Source organism: Burkholderia sp. ABCPW 14, from assembly GCF_001523835.1.
GTDB classification, from domain to species: domain Bacteria; phylum Pseudomonadota; class Gammaproteobacteria; order Burkholderiales; family Burkholderiaceae; genus Burkholderia; species Burkholderia mayonis.
The window spans coordinates 31,518-51,226 of sequence record NZ_LOVS01000135.1 but is presented as its reverse complement, the minus strand read 5'-3'; the positions used below and the strand labels follow the sequence as shown (position 1 = coordinate 51,226).

At 67.0% G+C, this 19,709-nt stretch carries 17 protein-coding genes and 1 pseudogene; 12 read left to right on the top strand and 6 right to left on the bottom strand.

Going from position 1 to position 19,709, the window contains the following annotated elements:
* Nucleotides 1-49 precede the first annotated feature (49 nt).
* The 12 genes and pseudogenes from WS62_RS20910 (at nt 50) to WS62_RS20855 (ending at nt 13,753) form a co-directional block, all read left to right on the top strand.
* Nucleotides 50-1,543: an FAD-linked oxidase C-terminal domain-containing protein gene (locus tag WS62_RS20910; protein WP_066574749.1), complete on the top strand. Its 1,494-nt coding sequence runs from the start codon at nt 50-52 to the stop codon at nt 1,541-1,543.
* Between the two features lie 175 nt (nt 1,544-1,718).
* Nucleotides 1,719-2,807, top strand: a complete 1,089-nt coding sequence (gene glcE / locus WS62_RS20905) for a glycolate oxidase subunit GlcE (protein WP_066574745.1) — start codon at nt 1,719-1,721, stop codon at nt 2,805-2,807.
* 6 nt (nt 2,808-2,813) lie between these two features.
* Nucleotides 2,814-4,040 (top strand): glycolate oxidase subunit GlcF, encoded by a 1,227-nt coding sequence (glcF, locus tag WS62_RS20900; RefSeq protein WP_066574743.1) that lies wholly within the window; start codon nt 2,814-2,816, stop codon nt 4,038-4,040.
* Nucleotides 4,041-4,161: 121 nt separating this feature from the next.
* Nucleotides 4,162-4,860 carry a YggS family pyridoxal phosphate-dependent enzyme gene (locus WS62_RS20895; protein ID WP_066574741.1) on the top strand — a complete coding sequence of 233 codons (699 nt, stop codon included), beginning with the start codon at nt 4,162-4,164 and terminating at the stop codon, nt 4,858-4,860.
* Nucleotides 4,861-4,887: 27 nt separating this feature from the next.
* Nucleotides 4,888-5,700 (top strand): pyrroline-5-carboxylate reductase, encoded by an 813-nt coding sequence (gene proC / locus WS62_RS20890; protein WP_066574739.1) that lies wholly within the window; start codon nt 4,888-4,890, stop codon nt 5,698-5,700.
* 765 nt (nt 5,701-6,465) lie between these two features.
* Nucleotides 6,466-7,338: pseudogene (gene aepX / locus WS62_RS20885) on the top strand (phosphoenolpyruvate mutase); the annotation flags it as partial.
* A gap of 359 nt (nt 7,339-7,697) precedes the next feature.
* The gene (locus WS62_RS20880; RefSeq protein WP_066574735.1) at nt 7,698-8,939 is read left to right on the top strand and encodes a pyridoxal phosphate-dependent aminotransferase; all 1,242 of its coding nucleotides are present in this window, start codon (nt 7,698-7,700) and stop codon (nt 8,937-8,939) included.
* A gap of 66 nt (nt 8,940-9,005) precedes the next feature.
* A complete protein-coding gene (locus WS62_RS20875) occupies nt 9,006-9,842 on the top strand; it encodes a phytanoyl-CoA dioxygenase family protein (RefSeq protein ID WP_066574732.1) in 837 nt (278 codons plus the stop codon).
* Nucleotides 9,839-11,032, top strand: coding sequence for a 2-aminoethylphosphonate aminotransferase (locus tag WS62_RS20870; protein WP_066574722.1), 1,194 nt, complete (start codon nt 9,839-9,841; stop codon nt 11,030-11,032). The genes WS62_RS20875 and WS62_RS20870 overlap by 4 nt, the downstream gene beginning before the upstream one ends.
* Nucleotides 11,033-11,075: 43 nt before the next feature.
* Entirely contained in the window at nt 11,076-11,807 is a 732-nt protein-coding gene (locus WS62_RS20865) for a LuxR family transcriptional regulator (RefSeq protein WP_231748366.1), read from the top strand.
* A gap of 124 nt (nt 11,808-11,931) precedes the next feature.
* The gene (locus tag WS62_RS20860; protein WP_066574855.1) at nt 11,932-12,759 is read left to right on the top strand and encodes a DMT family transporter; all 828 of its coding nucleotides are present in this window, start codon (nt 11,932-11,934) and stop codon (nt 12,757-12,759) included.
* 13 nt (nt 12,760-12,772) lie between these two features.
* A complete protein-coding gene (locus WS62_RS20855) occupies nt 12,773-13,753 on the top strand; it encodes an NAD(P)-dependent oxidoreductase (protein ID WP_066574858.1) in 981 nt (326 codons plus the stop codon).
* A gap of 473 nt (nt 13,754-14,226) precedes the next feature.
* Here the strand turns inward: WS62_RS20855 and ubiA are convergent, their stop codons facing one another.
* The 6 genes from ubiA to WS62_RS37510 form a co-directional block, all read right to left on the bottom strand.
* A complete protein-coding gene (gene ubiA / locus WS62_RS20845; protein WP_066574714.1) occupies nt 14,227-15,090 on the bottom strand; it encodes a 4-hydroxybenzoate octaprenyltransferase in 864 nt (287 codons plus the stop codon).
* 414 nt (nt 15,091-15,504) lie between these two features.
* Nucleotides 15,505-15,966 carry a winged helix-turn-helix transcriptional regulator gene (locus WS62_RS20840; protein ID WP_066574712.1) on the bottom strand — a complete coding sequence of 154 codons (462 nt, stop codon included), beginning with the start codon at nt 15,964-15,966 and terminating at the stop codon, nt 15,505-15,507.
* Between the two features lie 273 nt (nt 15,967-16,239).
* Nucleotides 16,240-16,728 (bottom strand): non-specific DNA-binding protein DpsA, encoded by a 489-nt coding sequence (gene dpsA, locus WS62_RS20835; RefSeq protein ID WP_059470900.1) that lies wholly within the window; start codon nt 16,726-16,728, stop codon nt 16,240-16,242.
* Nucleotides 16,729-16,897: 169 nt separating this feature from the next.
* Nucleotides 16,898-17,062: a hypothetical protein gene (locus tag WS62_RS34400; protein WP_082721152.1), complete on the bottom strand. Its 165-nt coding sequence runs from the start codon at nt 17,060-17,062 to the stop codon at nt 16,898-16,900.
* Between the two features lie 104 nt (nt 17,063-17,166).
* Nucleotides 17,167-19,353, bottom strand: coding sequence for a catalase/peroxidase HPI (katG, locus tag WS62_RS20830; protein ID WP_066574708.1), 2,187 nt, complete (start codon nt 19,351-19,353; stop codon nt 17,167-17,169).
* 153 nt (nt 19,354-19,506) lie between these two features.
* Nucleotides 19,507-19,644 carry a hypothetical protein gene (locus WS62_RS37510; RefSeq protein ID WP_164466502.1) on the bottom strand — a complete coding sequence of 46 codons (138 nt, stop codon included), beginning with the start codon at nt 19,642-19,644 and terminating at the stop codon, nt 19,507-19,509.
* Nucleotides 19,645-19,709 lie beyond the last annotated feature (65 nt).

Genomic DNA, 19,709 nt, shown 5'->3' with positions numbered 1-19,709 from the left:
CGAGACCGGCGAACGACCTCGCGCCGTCCGTCGCGGACCAGGAGGAGACATGAACGCCCCCGCCGAACTGTCGGCCGATCTGCGCGCGCAGCGCCAGCGCGAAGTCGTGCAGGCGCTGATGGCCGTGCTGCCGACCCACTGCCTGCTGTACCGCGACGAGGACACGGCCGCGTACGAGTGCGATGCGCTTTCCGCATACCGCCGGCTGCCGCTCGCCGTCGTGCTGCCGGAGACTGAATCGCAGGTGCAGCGGATCGCGCAGATCTGCCGGCGGATGAACGTGCCGATCGTCCCGCGCGGCGCGGGCACGAGCCTGTCGGGCGGCGCGCTGCCGATCGGGCACGGCGTCGTGCTGTCGCTCGCGCGCTTCACGCGGATCGTCGAAATCGATTCGTACGCGCGCACGGCGACGATCCAGCCGGGCGTGCGCAATCTCGCGATTTCCGAAGCCGCCGCGCCGTACGGGCTCTACTACGCGCCCGATCCGTCGTCGCAGATCGCATGCACGATCGGCGGCAACGTCGCCGAAAACTCGGGCGGCGTCCATTGCCTGAAGTACGGGCTCACGTGCCACAACGTGCTGCGCGTGCGCGGCGTGACGATCGACGGCGAGATCGTCGAGTTCGGCTCGCTCGCGCTCGACACGCCCGGCCTCGACCTGCTCGCCGTCACGATCGGCAGCGAAGGGATGTTCGTCATCGTCACCGAGGTCACGGTCAGGCTGATCCCGAAGCCGCAGGCCGCGCAGCTCGTGATGGCGAGCTTCGACGACGTCGTCAAGGGCGGCGAGGCGGTCGCGGCGATCATCGCGTCGGGCATCATCCCCGCGGGCCTCGAGATGATGGACAAGCCGGCGACGCAGGCGGTCGAGGCGTTCACGCACGCGGGCTACGACCTCGGCGCGGCCGCGATCCTCCTCTGCGAATCGGACGGCACGCCGGAAGAAGTCGCCGAGGAGATCGTGCGGATGACCGCGGTGCTGCGCGAGCACGGTGCGACGCGCATCCAGATATCGCGCAGCGAGGCCGAGCGGCTGCGCTTCTGGTCGGGCCGCAAGAACGCGTTCCCGGCCGCGGGCCGCATTTCGCCCGACTATTACTGCATGGACGGCACGGTGCCGCGCCGCTCGATCGGGCCGCTTCTCGCGCGCATCGAGCAGATGGAGACGAAATACGGGCTGCGCTGCATCAACGTGTTCCATGCGGGCGACGGCAACATGCACCCGCTCATCCTGTTCAACGCGAACGATCCCGACGAGTTGCACCGCGCGGAAGCGTTCGGCGCGGATATTCTCGAAAGCTGCGTCGAATTCGGCGGCACGGTGACGGGCGAGCATGGCGTCGGCGTCGAGAAGCTGAATTCGATGTGCGTGCAGTTCTCGCGCGAGGAGTGCGACGCGTTCTTCGCGGTCAAGCGCGCGTTCGATCCGCCCGAGCTGCTGAATCCAGACAAGGGGATTCCGACCCGCGCGCGCTGCGCCGAATACGGCCGGATGCACGTGCGCGGCGGGCTGCTGCCGCATCCGGACCTGCCGCGCTTCTGACGCTGCGCGCGGTCCAGGGCCTGGTTCGGCGAACGTGCCTCGCGGCCGCCATGCGGCCGGCAAGGCGCGTTCGCGAGCCCGTTTTTAGCGTGAACACGCTCTAAGGGGTTCGCCCGAATGCGCGATTTCGCCACCCCGGTAAAATCGACCGAAACGAACAACGAAACAGAACGCCATGGAAGAGGACGACATCGTCGCAGGCTGGGCGGCTCGCATCCGCGACGCCGCGGCGAGCGGCCGCGCGCTGCGCATACGCGGCGGCGGCACGAAGGACTGGTACGGCCAGGCGCTCGACGGGGAAATTCTCGACACGCGCGCGCATCAGGGCGTCGTGTCGTATGACCCGGCGGAGCTCGTCGTCACCGCGCGCGCCGGCACGTCGCTCGGCGAGCTGGAGCAAACGCTCGCCGAGCGCGGCCAGATGCTGCCGTTCGAGCCGCCGCACTTCGGGCGCGGCGCGACGATCGGCGGCGCGGTCGCGGCGGGCCTCGCCGGCCCGCGCCGCGCGACGACGGGCGCGCCGCGCGATTTCGTGCTCGGCGTGACGCTGCTGAACGGGCGCGGCGATGTCCTGCGCTTCGGCGGACAGGTCGTGAAGAACGTCGCGGGCTACGACGTGTCGCGCCTGATGGCGGGCTCGCTCGGCACGCTCGGGCTGATGCTCGATCTGTCGATCAAGGTGCTGCCCGTCCCCGCCGCCGAAGTCACGCTGAAATTCGACATGAGCGCAACCGACGCGGTACGCAAGCTCAACGAATGGGCGGGCCGCCCGTTTCCGCTGTCCGCGAGCGCGTGGCGATACGGCACGCTCGTGCTGCGCCTGTCCGGCGCGGAGGCGGCCGTGAAGAGCGCGAAAACCGTGCTCGGCGGCGAAGTCGTCGACGCGGTCGAGGCCGAGCGCTTCTGGGACGGCGTGCGCGAGCAGAGCGATCCGTTCTTCTCGTCGCTCGCGCCGGGCCACGCGCTGTGGCGCCTGTCGCTGCCGTCGATCACCGAGCCGATGCAACTGCCCGGCACGCAGATGATGGAATGGGGCGGCGCGCAGCGCTGGTGGATCACGGACGCCGACGCGCAGACGGTGCGGATGAGCGCGAAGCAGGCGGGCGGCCACGCGACGCTCTTTCGCGCGAGCGGAAGCTACGACCGCAGCGCGGGCGTGTTCACGCCGCTGCCCGCGCCGCTGATGAAAATCCACCGTGGCCTGAAGACCGCGTTCGATCCGGCGCGCATCTTCAACCGCGGCCGGCTCTACCCCGATCTCTAAAGTGCGATGCAGACGAACCTCGCCGATTTCATCCGCAATACGCCCGACGGCGACGACGCCGACGCGATCTTGCGCAAGTGCGTGCACTGCGGCTTCTGCACCGCGACCTGCCCGACCTATCAACTGCTCGGCGACGAGCTCGACGGCCCGCGCGGACGCATCTATCTGATCAAGCAGATGCTCGAAGGCGCGGACGTCACGCGCAGCACGCAACTGCATCTCGATCGCTGCCTCACGTGCCGAAGCTGCGAGACGACCTGCCCGTCCGGCGTCGAGTACGGCCGGCTCGTCGACATCGGCCGCAAGGTCGTCGAGACGAAAGTGTCGCGGCCGCTGTCGCAGCGGCTCACGCGGCGCCTGCTCGCGAGCTTCGTGCCGAACGCCGCCGTGTTCGCGCCCGTGATGCGGCTCGGCCAGCACGTGCGGCCGCTGCTGCCGAAGCGGCTGCGCGACAAGGTGCCGCCGCGCGCACGCCTCCTCGCGTGGCCGACCGCGCAGCGCGAGCGCCGCGTGCTGATGCTCGCCGGCTGCGTGCAGCCGTCGATGATGCCGAACATCAACATCGCGACCGCGCGCGTGCTCGACGCGCTCGGCATCGAAACGATGGTCGCGCCCGAAGCCGGATGCTGCGGCGCGATCCGGCTGCACCTCGGCTATCACGACGAGGCGCTCGACGACGCGCGCCGCAACATCGACGCGTGGTGGCCGCACGTCGAGCGCGGCGTCGAGGCGATCGTGATGAACGCGTCCGGCTGCGGCGCGACGGTGCTCGAATACGCGCACCTGCTGCGCGGCGACCCGGCGTACGCGGACAAGGCGCGCCGCATCGTCGAGCTGACGAAGGACCTGTCCGAGCTGCTCGGCGGCTTCGAGGCCGAGCTGATCGCGCTCACGCGCCGGCGCGGAATCCACACGGTCGCCTATCACCCGCCGTGCACGCTGCAGCACGGCCAGCAATCGCGCGGCAAGGTCGAGCGGCTGCTGGAAGCGCTCGGCATCGAAGTGCGCCTGCCCGCCGACAGCCATCTGTGCTGCGGCTCGGCGGGCACCTACTCGCTCACGCAGCCGTCGCTCGCATACAAGCTGCGCAAGCAGAAGCTCGCGAAGCTGCAGGCGACCGAGCCGCAGATGATCGTCTCGGCGAACATCGGCTGCATCGCGCATCTGCAAAGCGGCACGCAAGTGCCCGTCGTGCACTGGGTGCAGCTCGTCGAAAACCTGCTGTACGGTTGACTCGGCGCGGCCCGTGCGCCGCGTGCCGCTTCGCGCGCGCCGGTTGTCCGTATAATCCCCGCATCCGTCGCGCGCCGCGGCACGCCGCCCGGCGCACGCCCCACGTTTCGATCGTCCCGACATGTCCGATCTCGCCGCCCGCCTCGCCTCCGTTCATCACCGCATCGAAGACGCCGCGCGCGCGGCCGGACGCGCGCCGCGCGCGGTCACGCTGCTCGCGGTGTCGAAGACGTTTCCCGCCGACGCGGTGCGCGCCGCGCATGCGGCCGGCCAGCGCGCGTTCGGCGAGAACTACGTGCAGGAGTCGATCGACAAGATCGAATCGCTCGCCGATCTGCGCGCCGAGCTCGAATGGCATTTCATCGGTCCGCTGCAGTCGAACAAGACGCGGGCCGTCGCCGAGCGCTTCGACTGGGTGCACACGGTCGACCGGCTGAAGATCGCGCAGCGCTTGTCCGAGCAGCGGCCCGCGCACCTGCCGCCTCTCGATGTCTGCGTGCAGGTGAACATCAGCGGCGAGGCGTCGAAGAGCGGCGTCGCGCCCGCGGACGCCGCCGAGCTCGCGCGCGCGGTCGCCGCGCTGCCCGCGCTGCGGCTGCGCGGACTGATGGCGATTCCCGAGCCCGCGCACGATCCCGATGCGAAGCGCGCGCCGCACCGCGCGCTGCGAGCGCTCTTCGAACGACTGCGCGCCGACGGGCTCGCGCTCGACACGCTGTCGATGGGCATGTCGGACGATCTCGAGGCCGCCGTCGCCGAAGGCGCGACGATCGTCCGGATCGGCACCGCGATCTTCGGCGCGCGCGACTATTCCCACTGAACCGTCACTTCTCCAAACGACCTCATCATGAAAATCGCATTCATCGGCGGCGGCAACATGGCAGCCGCGTTGATCGGCGGACTCGTCAAGCGCGGCGTCCCGGCCGGCGGCCTGCTCGCCGTCGACGTCAACGAAGATGCGCGCAAGCGCGCGCAAGCGCAATTCGGCGTACGCACGGCCGCCGCGATCGACAGCGCGCTCGCCGGCTACGACGCGATCGTGCTCGCCGTGAAGCCGCAGGTGCTGAAGGACGTCGCGACCGCGCTCGCGCCGCATCTGTCGACGCAGCTCGTCGTCAGCATCGCGGCCGGGATTCGCGGCGCCGACCTGTCGCGCTGGCTCGGCGACTACCCGCGCGTCGTGCGCACGATGCCGAACACGCCGGCGCTCGTCGGCCTCGGCGTGACCGGCCTCTCCGCGCTGCCGAACGTCGACGCGGCGGGCCGCGATCTCGCGTCGAACGTGCTCGGCGCGGTTGGCGAGACCGTCTGGTTCGACGACGAATCGCAGCTCGACGCCGTCACCGCGATCTCGGGCAGCGGCCCCGCGTACGTGTTCTATTTCATCGAGGCGCTGCAGGAAGCGGCGCGCCAGCTCGGGATGAACGACGAGCAAGGCCGCGCACTCGCGGTCGCGACGTTCGCGGGCGCCGCGCAGCTCGCGGTGCAGTCGGGCGAGCCGGCGAGCGTGCTGCGCGAGCGCGTGACGTCGAAGGGCGGCACGACGGCGGCTGCGCTCGCGTCGTTCGACGCGCAGGGCGTGAAGGAAGCGATCGTGCGCGGCGTGCTCGCCGCGCAGGCCCGCGCGAAGGAAATGGGCGACGAGCTCGGCGCGGCGTAATCGATGGTTCGTCGAGCTCGGGCGCGATCTACCGCGTCCGAGCTCGACCGGCGGGCGATGTCCCCGCCCTTTTTCGGACCGCAAGCCCTCGGCTCGATAACCGGCGCAGCGGTTCCCGCTCGCGTGACGCTTGCGATCAGCGCTCGGCGCTTCGTCGTCGGTGCCGCCACTTTCCGTCTTTGCTCCCGACGCGCCGACGGCTGCCACGGCGCAACCGCGCACAGCCGGTTCCGCTACGCGTCGCGCACGCTCTCAGTCGACATCGCGCATCGGTTTCGTGGAAATCGGCCCGGAGTTATTCGGGCTTCGCGTCCGAATTAAAATTCATATCATCGATATTATTCAATAAATATCTTCATCAAGAAACACAATCAGCCAACAAATAATCCCAATTCAGTTGAATAACTTTCAAATAAATTGTCAGCCAAAATATTAACGAAAGGCATTACGGATCAGGGTCAAACGCTAAAATAGCAAGATATCACGATAACAATATCCCGATTTTGACCCGCTCCGCCATAACCCGGAAATTTCTACTTCACCGCCCCCAAATACTCCCAGGATCGCGTCATTTTCTCCCGCATTACCCTACATCTTCTTGTAGTGTTTAAATGTGACAGAAAGATGTCTAATAAAATTTAACCCAAGCCAATGACATTCAACGTTAACGCGTAGGCCTATTGCATTCCAAATTCCGGACGACGCGCCGATCCATTGCAAACGATCGGCATCCGGCTATCAGAAGACCCTATAAAAGGTGAGTCTATGAAAAAGACAAAAGCACGCGTCCTGAAGGAGCTGATTTGCGGAAACGAGCTGGAATTCTTCATGGAGGCCCATAACGCGCTCAGCGCGAGAATTGCCGAGGAAGTCGGCTTCAAGGCGATATGGGGTTCGGGCCTGTCGATCTCCGCGTCGCTCGGATTGACCGACCGCAACGAAGCTTCGTGGACCCAGGTCGTCGACGTCGTCGAATTCATGACCGACCACACGTCCGTGCCGATCCTGCTCGACGGCGACACCGGCTTCGGCAACTTCAACAACGTGCGCCGGCTGGTCAAGAAGCTGTCGCAGCTCGGCATTGCCGGCGTGTGCCTCGAAGACAAGCTTTTCCCGAAGACGAATTCCTTCATCGGATCGGGCCAGGATCTCGCGGACATCGCGGAATTCTGCGGCAAGCTGCGCGCGGCGAAGGACAGTCAGGTCGATCCGGATTTCTGCGTCGTGGCGCGAATCGAGGCGCTCGTCAGCGGCTGCCCGATGGAGGAAGCCCTCCAGCGCGCCGATGCGTACCGCGAAGCGGGCGCGGACGCGATCCTGATCCATTCGAAGAAGGCCGACGGGCAGGAGATTCTCGACTTCTGCGATCAATGGTCGCGGCGCGCCCCGGTCATCATCGTGCCGACGAAATACTACAAGACGCCGACGGCCGCGTTCCGCGACGCGCATGTGTCCGCCGTGATCTGGGCCAATCACAGCCTGCGCGCGTCCGTGACCAACATCCGACGGGTGACGCGCGCGATCTACGAGAGCCAGACCGTCGCCGGGATCGAGCACGAAATCGCGACGTTGAACGACATCTTCGAGCTCACCGGCGAATTCGAAGTGCAGGCCGCCGAGCGCAAGTACTTCGCTGCGTGATTCATACGATGTCGTCCGTCCGGCGCGTGACGGACCGGGATGCCGCTTAGCCGAATCCCGCGCGCGGAGCGGCGCGCGACGCGAAGCGTTCACCGCTGCGTCGAGCGCATCCGCGATGCGCGAGCCGAAGTGGCTCCGCGTCCCGATCGCCGTCGGACCAACGGACAAGCTCGGCCGTCCGGCCGTTGCGCCGGGCGCCGTCGCCGGGCGGCTTCACAGGCATCCGGCGCCGGCGGGACAAGCGTGCGTCGCGCGACGGACGGCCGCCCTCCCGCGGTCGCGAACCATCGGCGGGCGCCGTCACGCAATCCGGCGGCGCCCCGCCCTCGTCTCATCACTACGAACGTGAGCGCACCATGCAAACAACTCGAGTTTCTCCCGGTGTCTTCCCCACGGAGCTGAATCCGGTACTCGTCGACATGGACATCTATGCGTCGAAGGCCATTTCGCTTCGCGCGAAGGCCGATCCGCAGATCGCGAACCTGAGCTTCGGCGAACCCGTCTTCGGGCCGCCCGCGCATCTGCTCGACGACCTCTCCCGCGAGGACCTGTCGCTCAACGCGTTCCTCGACGGCGCGAAGCGCTACGAGGACCCGCGCGGAAGCCTCGCGCTGCGCGAGGCGATCGCCGGCTGGTATCGCGATCGCTACGGGCTGCTGCTCGATGCCGAGCGGGAGATCATGACGACGCACGGCGGCGTGGAAGCCATCACGCTCGCACTCCTCGTGACGTCGGCGGCCGGCGATCCGGTGATCGTCAGCGATCCGTCGTATCAGCTTTACGCCCGCACCGTCGCGACGCTCGATCGCGTGCCGCGCCGCCTTCGCCGGGCGCCATCTCAGCACGAATACGCGGACAACCTCGCGGACGACACGCTGTGCAAAGGCGCGAAGGCGTTCATCGTGAACTCGCCCGAAAATCCGACCGGCTACGTGGCGAGCCACGACGACTGGCGGCGCATCGCCGAAGTGGCCGACAAGCACGGCACCTGGGTCATTCACGACGAGGTCTACGACGTGATGCATTTCGAACGGCCGCACATGCCGGCGAGCACGTTCGCGCCGCTCGCCCGCAACGCGATACTCATCAACAGCTTCTCGAAGAAATTCGGCCTGCCCGGCTTGCGAATCGGCTGGATGGTCGCGCCGGCTCACGTCATCGATCAAGCGGCGAAGGCGCACGACTATCTGTACCTCGGCGTCAACATCCAGTACGAGCGCATCGCGAAGCGCATCATCGGCGATCCGAAGCGCGACGGCTGGCTTGCACGGACCGTCGACGATCTGCGTGCGCGCAACGTCGCCGCGGTCAAGCGCCTGTCGGCCGACTCCGGCTATCGATGGACGCGGCGCCCGCTCGGCGCGATGTTCCTGTTCCCGGACGTGAGCGGCTTCTACGAGAAGCTGCCGGCCGCCTATCGCCGGGACGGCGTGCCGGTCGGCGACGAAGTCGCGCGATTCCTGCTCGAGCAGCGCAAGGTGGCGGTCGTGCCCGGCTCGGCATACGGAAGACTCGGGGACGACCACGTCCGCCTCGTGCTGTGCACGCAGCAGCAGGCTTTCGAGCAGGCGCTCGAACGGATGCGGCATGCGGATTGAATCGGCGAAGGGCGGCCGCGCCGGCCTGCGCTTTCCGATTGCTCTCGACTCCACCGGGCACTTCCGATGAACACACTGCGTGATTCCTTTCACGAACGCGGCTACGTCCGCCTGTCGCATCGCGACACGCAGATCGATCTTGCCCGCATCGAGGCCGAATACGATCGATTGGCGTCGCAAGCGGCACGCCGCCTGCTCGAGAACCCGGGCGCGTCCGCCGATGCCGGCGCCGTCATCGCGGTTGCCGAGCGCACCGATCCGCGCACGTTGTGCAGGTTCGAATATCTGGCCGGGGCGTCCGCCTATGTGAAGCAATCGCTCGTCCCGCGTCTCGCACATTTGATCGAAAGCGTGCTCGGCGAGCCCGTGTCGCTCTTCAAGGACAAATGCAACCTGAAGCTCCCGGGCGGCGGCGCTTTCACCGCGCATCAGGACATCACCGCCTATCGCCATTTCCCGACCCGCTATCAGGTCACGGCCGCGCTGGCGCTCGATCCCGCGGTCGAGGCGAACGGCGGCCTCGAGATGGCCGACGCCTGGGACGGCTTGTCGGCCCGCGCGCCGTCGACGCGGACGCCGCGCGGCTTGCTCGCGGCGCTGCCGAGCTACGGGGGCGGGCCGCGCAACGGCGACATCGTCGACGAGCTCGCCGCCCGGATGACGTGGACGCTCGTCGAGGCGCAGCCGGGCGACATGATCCTGTTCGACTCGTACGTCCCGCACCGCTCCGAGCCGAACCGGTCGGGATCGACGCGCCGCATGCTGTTCTTCACGTTCAATCCCGCGAGCGAAGGCGACCTGTACGAGCTGTACTACCGCGCGAAGCGCAGCCGGCCGGACAACCCGATCTTCCATGTCGCCACGCCGACTCGTCACAGCGCGGCCCAGGAGGCGCCCAAATGAACGATGCCGCCGAGAGAATGTCGCGCACGCACGTCACGCGGCGCCGCCTCTTCACGCCGGGCCCGCTCACCACATCGGATGCGGTGCGCGCCGCGGCCGCGGTTGATCTCGGCTCGCGCAGCCCGCCCGCGACGGCGCTCACCCAGCGCTTGAGGGCGAAGATCGCACGCATCGCCGGCTGCGGCAGCGGCTACAGCGCGGTGCCGATCCAGGGCAGCGGCACATTCGCCGTCGAAGCGATGCTGTGCAGCCTGCTGGCCGACGACGATCACGTGCTGATCGTCGAAAACGGCGCATACAGCGAGCGAATGACGGAGATATGCCGGGTTCACGGCATCCGGCATGACGTGCTCGCGTGCGACCACACCGCGCGAATCGATCTGCCGCTCGTCGAACGCGCGCTCGCCGCGAGCCCTCATGTCACGCACGTCGCGGCCGTTCACTTCGAGACGGCGCTCGGCGTGCTCAACGACGTCGCGGGCCTGGTCTCGCTCGCCGCTCGGCACGGCCGCCGCGTGCTGCTCGACGCAATCAGCACGTTCGGCGCATATCCGCTCGAATTCGCCGGGCGGACGCTCGCGGCGGTCGCGCTGTCGTCGAACAAGTGTCTTCACGGCCTGCCCGGCCTCGGATTCGTGATCGCCGACGAAACGGCGCTGATGCGCCGTCCTCGCCCGCGCACGCTGAGTCTCGATCTGCTCGCGCAGCATCGCGCGCTCGAATCGAATCGTCAGTGGCGATACACGCCGCCGATCCAGATCATGCTCGCGCTCGACCGGGCGATCGACGAGTACGACGAAGCCGGCGGACAGGCCGCGCGCCTCGCGTCGTATCGGCGGCGCACGCAGCGGCTCGTCGACGGGCTTGCGCGTGTCGGCATCGCGCCCGTCATCGACGCCGCGAACCGCGCGCCGATCATCACGACGTTCGCGACGCCACCCCAGGTCCGCGGACGTGTCGCCGCGCTCGAGCAATACCTGTTCGAGCATGGGCTCGAAATCTATCCGACCAAGCACTGGAATCCGGATTCGTTCCGGGTTGGCGTGATCGGAGAAATCGACGACGCCGATATCGACGAACTCGTTCGGCGCATGTCCGAATTCGTGGCGTCGTTGCCGACGGGCGCGGCGCCGCATCGCGATCCGAACGGGACGCGGCACGCGCAGGCGCGAACGCCACCCTTGGCCTGAAATCGGCCATCCGCCATCGGCCATCCGTTTCCGGTGAACCATCATGAGACACGAGAGATTGACGCAGGATATTCTCGATCAAACGTCGTCCGCGAGAACGGAACGCGACATCCATGACATCCTGTCCAGAATCGCGGCAAGACTCGGCTTCGATTACTTCTTTTACGGCACGCTTTCCGACATGGACAAACAGGAAAGTCCGGTCAAGACAATCTCGAATTACCCGACGGCCTGGCAAGAAAAATACAAGTCATCCGGATATATTCGAATCGATCCGATCGTGCAGCACTGCGGGCACCGCCTGATTCCGCTGCAGTGGCACGACGGTATCTGCCATTCCCGCGAACAGCGGAACTTCATGGAAGACGCTCGCGGTCACGGGCTCGTCGCGGGCGCGAGTTTTCCGGTGCATTCGAGGCATGGCGAGGTCAGCGTGTTGAGTCTCGCGTCGCGCTCGGCCGGCGGAACGACGAGCCTGTCCGCGAAACATGCGCCGACGACTTTCGCGCAAGGAGCGCTCGCCGCCGCTTTCGTTCGCGAAGGCATGGAGCGCATTTCGAACCGGCCGGACCATGAGCCGAGCGCGCCGTTGACCCATCGCGAGCTCGAATGCCTGAAATGGATCGCCGCCGGAAAATCGAGCTGGGAGATCGCGATGATACTCGGCATATCGGAGAACGGCGTGCTTTATCACGTGAAGAAATTGATGGCGAAATTCGACGTTCAATCGAGGCATCTCGCCGTATTGAAAGCGATGGCCTCCGGTGTGGTGTAAATGAAATTCGACGATCGGCCGATTTCCGCCGAAAGCCCTATATCGGCAGGCCGTTTGACTGAGCAGACAATCATCAATTAGAGTGAGGCGATCCCTCTCGTTGCCCCAATATCGGATCGGCGAAATGATCAGCTATGTCGGTGGATTGGTGTTGCTGGCAGCGGTGCTGCACGCATCATGGAATGCGATTCTGCACGGCAATCGGGATCGCTTCCTGTCGATGACGTGGATGAGCATCGGAATCGCCGCCGTCGCGATCGTCTTCGTCGCGTTCCTGCCCGCTCCCGCCGCTGCGTCCTGGCCGTACGTCGTCGCTTCGGGGTTCGTCCACATCGGCTACAACCTGAGCCTCGTCTATGCGTATCGGCACGGCGATCTCGGCGAGGCTTATCCGATCGCCCGCGGTTCGTCCCCGCTCCTCGTCACGCTCGGCGCGGCGCTCTTCGCCGGCGAGCGTCTCGTCGCGCTTCACGTGGTCGGCATCGCACTGGTTTCGGTCGGGATCATCAGTCTCGCGTGGCAGCGCAACAAGGTGTCGTACGCGAACGCCGCGGCGGCGCTGCTGACGGGCGTCACGATAGCGCTATACACGGTCATCGACGGCATCGGCGTGCGCCTGTCCGGCGATTCGATCTCATATGTCGCGTGGACTTTCGTGTTCTACGCGTTGATGCCCGTCGTGTTCGTGACGAACCGGAGCTGGGGCGCGCTGAGGGCGCCCAGGGTCGACATCGGCTCGTCGGTCGCCGGCGGGATCGTGTCGATCGTCGCGTACGGCATCGTCGTCTGGGCGATGCAATTCGGCGCGATGGGCGCGGTGTCCGCGATCCGCGAAACGAGCGTCGTGTTCGCCGTGCTGATCGGCCGAATCTTCCTGAACGAACAGGTCACCGCGAAGCGATTCGTATCATGCGTCGTGATCGCGGCTGGTGCGATCTGCATTGGCGCCTGAGGTGGCGCACGCGATGAAAGCCGATCAATCTCCCGGCATCCTGGCGACGCACTGCACGCCCGACGCCACGCTCGATGCCGTTCGACGCGAGTTTCCGGTCGCGGGCCCGGTCGATCTCTCGGACCCGCACGCAGACCTGCGCGGCGCCGGGCATGCGAACGTCTTGCTGACCGTCGGCCGGATCGGCGCCACCCGGGACGCGATGACGCGGCTGCCGAACCTGTCTTTGATCTGCTGCTGCGGCTCGGGATTCGAAGGCGTCGATCTCGCCGCCGCGCGCGATCGAGGCATCGTCGTCGCCCACTGCCCTGACGCCAATGCGTCGGCGGTCGCGGAATTCGCGATCTGCCTGCTGTTGGCATGCGTGCGACGGCTTCCCGATCTGCATCGATTCGTCGCCGGCGGGAACTGGCGAGTCGCGCGCCCGATCCCGTTCGTCGGCGGACGCGGCCTTGCCGGCGCACGCGTCGGCGTCGTCGGTCTCGGTGCGATCGGACGACGGATATCATCGCGACTCGTCGCGATGGAAGCGCAAGTCGGCTACACCGCATTGCGGGCGAAGCCCGAGTCGGATCTCCCTTTCTTTTCCACCGCGCTCGACCTCGCGCGATGGGCCGATCATCTCGTTGTCGCGTGCCGGGCGGACGAGCGCAACCGCGGCCTCGTCGGCCGCGACGTCATCGATGCGATCGGGCCGGCCGGGGCCATCGTCAACATCGCCCGCGGCTCGCTCGTCGACGAAACCGCGCTGATCGACGCGCTGTCCGAACAAAGACTCGGCTGGGCCGGGCTCGACGTATTCGCCGACGAGCCGAACGTCGGCGAAGGCTTGCGGCGCCTGCCGAACGTCATCCTCACGCCGCATGTCGCGGCGGAGACGCAGGAGGCCCAGCATGCGGTCGCGAGGATGGCGCTCGAGAACGTCAGATCGCATGTCGCCGGGATGCCGGTGCCCTACCCGGTTCGATCGATCGCGGAACGCACGCGAAACTGAAGCGGGTGTTGCGCCGTGCGCCGATGGACTCGCTCGAAGGGCACCAGGCGATGCGGATGCCGGATGCGAGGTCATCGCCGATCCTTGAGGCCGCGCGAATGCCATTAAGCGATTCTCATGGATCGCGAAGACGCAGACGCGGCATCGGACTCGAGCCTGGCCCCAGTCTTGGTCTTGGTCTTGGTCTTGGTCTTGGTCTTGGTCTTGGTCTTGGTCTTGGTCTTGGTCTTGGTCTTGGTCTTGGTCTTGGTCTTGGTCTTGGTCTTGGTCTTGGTCTTGGTCTTGGATGCGGATGCGGATGCGGATGCGGCAACACGATCTCGCGACCGAATCGCGTGCGCCCCTCGACGCGCGGCCTCGCGAACGTCGTGCAGACGAGCCCCGCCGCAATTCAACGCGCCAAAAAGGAAAGCGGCCCAACAGAGCCGCTTTCGGACCCGTGTCGCACGGGCGAGCGCCCGCCGGCGCGACGCCTACAGCGCAGTCAGCGCGTAGTGCGCGACGATCCCTGCGAACAGCGCGCCGCCGAGCCAATTGTTGTGCTTGAACGCGGCGAAGCACGCCATCCGCTCGCGGTCCTTGATCAGCGTGTAGTGATAGATCGAGCACCCGACCGCGGCCACCCAGCCCGCCCAGTACGGCCAGCCGAAATGCCGCGTCGCGCCGAGCCACACGTAGATGCCGAGCATCGCCGCATAGCAGAGCATGATCGCGAGCACGTCGTGGCGGCCGAACGTGATCGCCGACGTGCGCATGCCGATCTTCAGGTCGTCATCGCGATCGACCATCGCGTACGCGGTGTCGTACGCGACCGACCAGCAGACGTTCGCCACCAGCATCATCCATGCGATCGTCGGCACCGTGTCCTGCACGGCCGCGAACGCCATCGGGATCCCAAAGCCAAACGCGATGCCGAGGTACGCCTGCGGAATCGCGAAGAAGCGCTTCATGAACGGATAGGTCGCCGCGACGAACACCGCGACGACCGACAATTCCTTCGTCAGCGCATTGAGCGGCAGGATCAGCAGGAACGACACGAGCGCGAGACCGACGGCGATCGCGATCGCCTCCCACGCGCGGATCTTGCCCGACGTGAGCGGCCGGTCGGCGGTGCGCTTCACGTGGCGGTCGAAATCGCGGTCCGCGTAGTCGTTGATCGCGCAGCCGGCCGAGCGCATCAGCAGCGTGCCGAGCACGAAAATGACGACGAGCGACGGCGCCGGATGGCCATCTGACGCGATCCACAGCGCGTTCAGCGTCGGCCAGAGCAGCAGCAGGCTGCCGATCGGCTTGTCCATCCGGATCAGCCGCAAATAGAGAGGGAAACGGGCGAGCATCGGGGCGAACGGGCGGGAAGCCCGGAAACGTAACCCCGGCATTGTAGAACCGCACGGGATTTGCGGCAAAAACGCGGGCCCGGCGCTTTTGCCCTTTTTTGCGTCCCTTTGCGCGCTGCTCGCCGGCCGCATTCGAAATGCGGGCGCCGTAAATGCGTCCGCGCCGACGGGCCGTTTCGGCGTTTCGGCGTTTCGGCGTTTCGGCGTTTCGGCGTTTCGGCGTTTCGGCGTTTCGGCGTTTCGGCGTTTCGGCGTTTCGGCGTTTCGGCGGTTCGGCGGTTCGGCGGTTCGGCGGTTCGGCGGTTCGGCGGTTCGGCGGTTCGGCGGTTCGGCGGTTCGGCGGTTCGGCGGTTCGGCAGCCAGCGCCTCGACCGCGACGCCGACCGCGCCGCCCCATCCGGCCCCGCGCGAAAGCTACTGCTCGCCGTCCGAACCGAGCTTGTCGACGACCGCATCCTCCGGCCGCAGCGCGCGGCCGCCATGCGTGCGCGGCGCCATCGCGGCCACCGGCCGGCCGCTGCGCCGCTCGACGAGGCGAGAATGACGCTCGCCCGCCGCGAACAACTGCGACTCGCCCCACTGCCGCAGCGCGACGACAACCGGAAAGAGCGCGCGTCCCTTGTCGGTCAGCACGTACTCCTGGTACGTGGAGCCGTCGGACGCGGGCGCCGCCGCGAGCACGCCCGAATCGACGAGCGTCTTCAGCCGGTCGGCGAGCATGTTGCGCGCGATGCCGAGGTTGCGCTGGAATTCGGTGAAGCGGCGCATGCCGTCGAACGCGTCGCGCACGATGAGGAGCGACCAGCGATCGCCGATCGCGGCCACCGCGCGCGCGACGGGGCAGTCGTCGGCGCTCATGTCTCTACGTCGGGTCATGGCTTGCGGGAATCGGGAAAGTCCTGAAGCGCGGCGCCGAGCCGCGCGCATTGCGGACGATGAGTTGCATTCTAAAACCGTCTGCGCGGCTCGCCAATCGCCGCGCGAACGTCGGGCCACGACGCGTTCTCGCGCGTGCCGGCCGCGAATCCGGCGCGCCGCCCATGCGAAAAAGCCTCCCGCGGCCAAGCCGAGAGAGGCTCTCATCGAGTCGATCGAGATCGAAATCGGGATTCGGACCGGCTCGGCGCCGGCCTCCCACGCATGCGCCGCTCAGGCGAGCAGCGAGCGCAGCATCCACGCGGTCTTCTCGTGCGTCTGCAGCCGCTGCGTCAGCAGATCGGCGGTCGGCTCGTCGCTTGCCGCGTCGGCGTCCGGGAAGATCGTCCGCGCGGTGCGCACGACGGCCTCGTGCCCCTCGACGAGCTGGCGGATCATGTCCTCGGCGGCCGGCACGCCGTCCGCCTCGGGAATCGACGACAGCTTCGCGAATTCGCGATACGTGCCCGGCGCGACAACGCCGAGCGTGCGGATGCGCTCCGCGACGAGATCGACGGCGAGCCATAGCTCGTTGTACTGCTCCTCGAACATCAGGTGCAGCGTGTTGAACATCGGGCCCGTCACGTTCCAGTGGAAGTTGTGCGTCTTCAGGTACAGCGTGTACGTGTCCGCGAGCAGACGGGACAACCCTTCCGCGATCTTCTTGCGATCCTTGTCGCTGATGCCGATGTTGATCTGAGTTGCGTTGCTTTTCTTGGCCATCCTCGAGACTCCTTGTCCGATGGTTCGAACCGGCGAAAATGCATCGAAAAATCCGCATGCCGAAGGCGACGTGCGCGTTTGCGACATGCGCGTTTGCGACGTGCGCGTTCGGGCCACACCAGTTTAGCTTAGACCGCGATCGCGCAATTTGCGCGAATCGGATGAGCGCTCACCCGCCCGCGGCAGCCGCGATGTGATGCGCGGCCTGAGCGATCAGCACGGCCGCGCCGCCGCCCGCGATCGCGAAGCCGACCAGCCGCCGCAACGCGACGGCGGGCGCGCGCCTGGCCGGCGCCGCGAGCGCCACGCGCATGTCGAGCATCATTTGCGTCATGACCTTCACTCCTTGAAACGATATCGGCGGCCCGGAGGGAAACGGCCGGTCCCGCGACCGGCCGTTTCCCGTTCCGTTGCCGCGTCAGCGGCACGATGCCGCGATCACGCGAGGTCGAAGCGGTCGAGGTTCATCACCTTGTTCCAGACCGCGACGAAGTCGCTCACGAACTTCTCCTGCGCGTCCGCGCTGCCGTAGACCTCGGCCAGCGCGCGCAACTGCGAGTTCGAGCCGAACACGAGGTCAACGCGCGTGCCCGTCCACTTGACCTGCCCCGTCGCGCGATCGCGCCCTTCGAACACGTCGTTCGCGTCCGACACGGGCTTCCACTCCGTACCCATGTCGAGCAGGTTCGCGAAGAAGTCGTTGGTCAGCGCCTCCGGACGCGCGGTGAACACGCCGTGCTTCGTATCCCCGACGTTCGCGCCCAGCACGCGCAGGCCGCCCAGCAGCACCGTCATCTCCGGTGCGCTCAGCGTCAGCAACTGCGCCTTGTCGACCAGCAGCACCTCGGCCGGAATCGTGAACTTGCCCTTCAGGTAGTTGCGGAAACCGTCCGCAACCGGCTCGAGCACGGCCATCGCCTCGACATCGGTCTGCTCCTGCGACGCATCCATGCGGCCCGGCGCGAACGGCACCGTTACCGCGTGGCCCGCGTTCTTCGCAGCCTGCTCGACGCCAGCCGCACCGGCCAGCACGATCAGGTCGGCGAGCGACACCTTCTTGCCGCCTGTCTGCGCGCCGTTGAACGCGCCGCGGATGCCTTCGAGCGTCTCGAGCACCGTCGCGAGCTGCGCGGGCTGGTTCGCTTCCCAGTCCTTCTGCGGCGCGAGGCGAATGCGCGCGCCGTTCGCGCCGCCGCGCTTGTCGGAGCCGCGGAACGTCGACGCCGATGCCCACGCCGTCGACACCAGTTGCGACACGGACAGCCCCGAGGCGAGAATCTTGCCCTTCAGCGCGGCGATGTCGGCGGCGTCGATCAGCTTGTGGTCGACGGCCGGAATCGGGTCCTGCCACAGCAGTTCCTCGGCCGGCACTTCCGGGCCGAGATAGCGCGCGCGCGGCCCCATGTCGCGGTGTGTCAGCTTGAACCATGCGCGGGCGAACGCGTCGGCGAGCTGGTCGGGGTTCTCGTAGAAGCGGCGCGAGATCTTCTCGTACGCGGGATCGAAGCGCAACGACAGGTCGGTCGTCAGCATCGTCGGCAGACGCTTCTTCGACGGATCAAACGGATCGGGAATCACCGCGTCGGCGCCCTTCGCGACCCACTGGTGCGCGCCGGCCGGGCTCTTCGTCAGCTCCCATTCGTAGCCGAACAGGTTCGCGAAGAAGCCGTTGCTCCACTGCGTCGGCGTGGCCGTCCACACGACTTCCAGCCCGCTCGTGATCGCGTCCGCGCCCTTGCCCGAGCCGAAACGGCTCTTCCAGCCGAGGCCCTGCTCGTCGAGCCCGGCCGCTTCAGGCTCGGGACCGACGAGCGATGCGTCGCCCGCGCCGTGAGTCTTGCCGAACGTGTGCCCGCCCGCGATCAGCGCGACCGTCTCTTCGTCGTTCATCGCCATCCGCGCAAATGTTTCGCGAATGTCGCGCGCCGCGGCGACCGGATCGGGGTTGCCGTCCGGACCTTCGGGGTTCACGTAGATCAGGCCCATCTGCACGGCGGCGAGCGGGTTCTCGAGGTCGCGGTCGCCCGAGTAGCGGCTGTTCGGGCCGCCGCTCAGCTCCAGCCAGATCTTCTCCGAGCCCCAGTAGACGTCCTCGGGCTCCCACGTGTCCGCACGGCCGCCGGCGAAGCCGAAAGTCTTGAAGCCCATCGATTCCAGCGCGACGTTACCGGTCAGGATCAGCAGGTCGGCCCACGAAATGTTGCGGCCGTACTTCTGCTTGATCGGCCATAGCAGCCGGCGCGCCTTGTCGAGGTTCGCGTTGTCGGGCCAACTGTTGAGCGGCGCGAAGCGCTGCTGACCTTCGCCCGCGCCGCCGCGGCCGTCGGCCGTGCGGTACGTGCCCGCGCTGTGCCATGCCATGCGGATGAACAAGCCGCCGTAGTGGCCGAAGTCGGCCGGCCACCAGTCCTGCGACGTGGTCATCAGCGCATGGAGATCCTTCTTCACGGCCGCGAGGTCCAGCTTCCCGAACGCTTCCGCGTAGCTGAAATCCTTGTCCATCGGATCGGACAGGGACGAGTGCTGGTGCAGGATCTTCAGATCCAGCTGATTGGGCCACCAGTCCTGGTTCGACGTGCCGCTGCGCGCGGTGTGATGGAACGGGCACTTCGCTTCATTCGACATGCGATTTCTCCTTTGTTCGTGTACGCCCACGCGGCCCGGCGTCGAAGCCGAGCACCGTTCGTGGAGCGTCATTGCGGGGCAAGAAACAGGTTGATCCCTCCTGCGTACAACGCGGCGAATGGTTCGCAAACGCAAGCCGGCATGCGGCGGCGTTCAGCCGCCATATGCGCGGTCCGCCAGGTAAGCGAACGCAATCGGACGCAGGCTCCGAATGGCAGCCCTGGCACGATTGACGACCGTCATGCGCGGCGCAATGTTCCGCCGCGCGTGCTGCAATGCCGATTGCATCATGACATCCTCCTTTGACGCTTGCGCTAACCGTGCGGACCGGCCGGCGGCGCCGCGCCGATCCATGC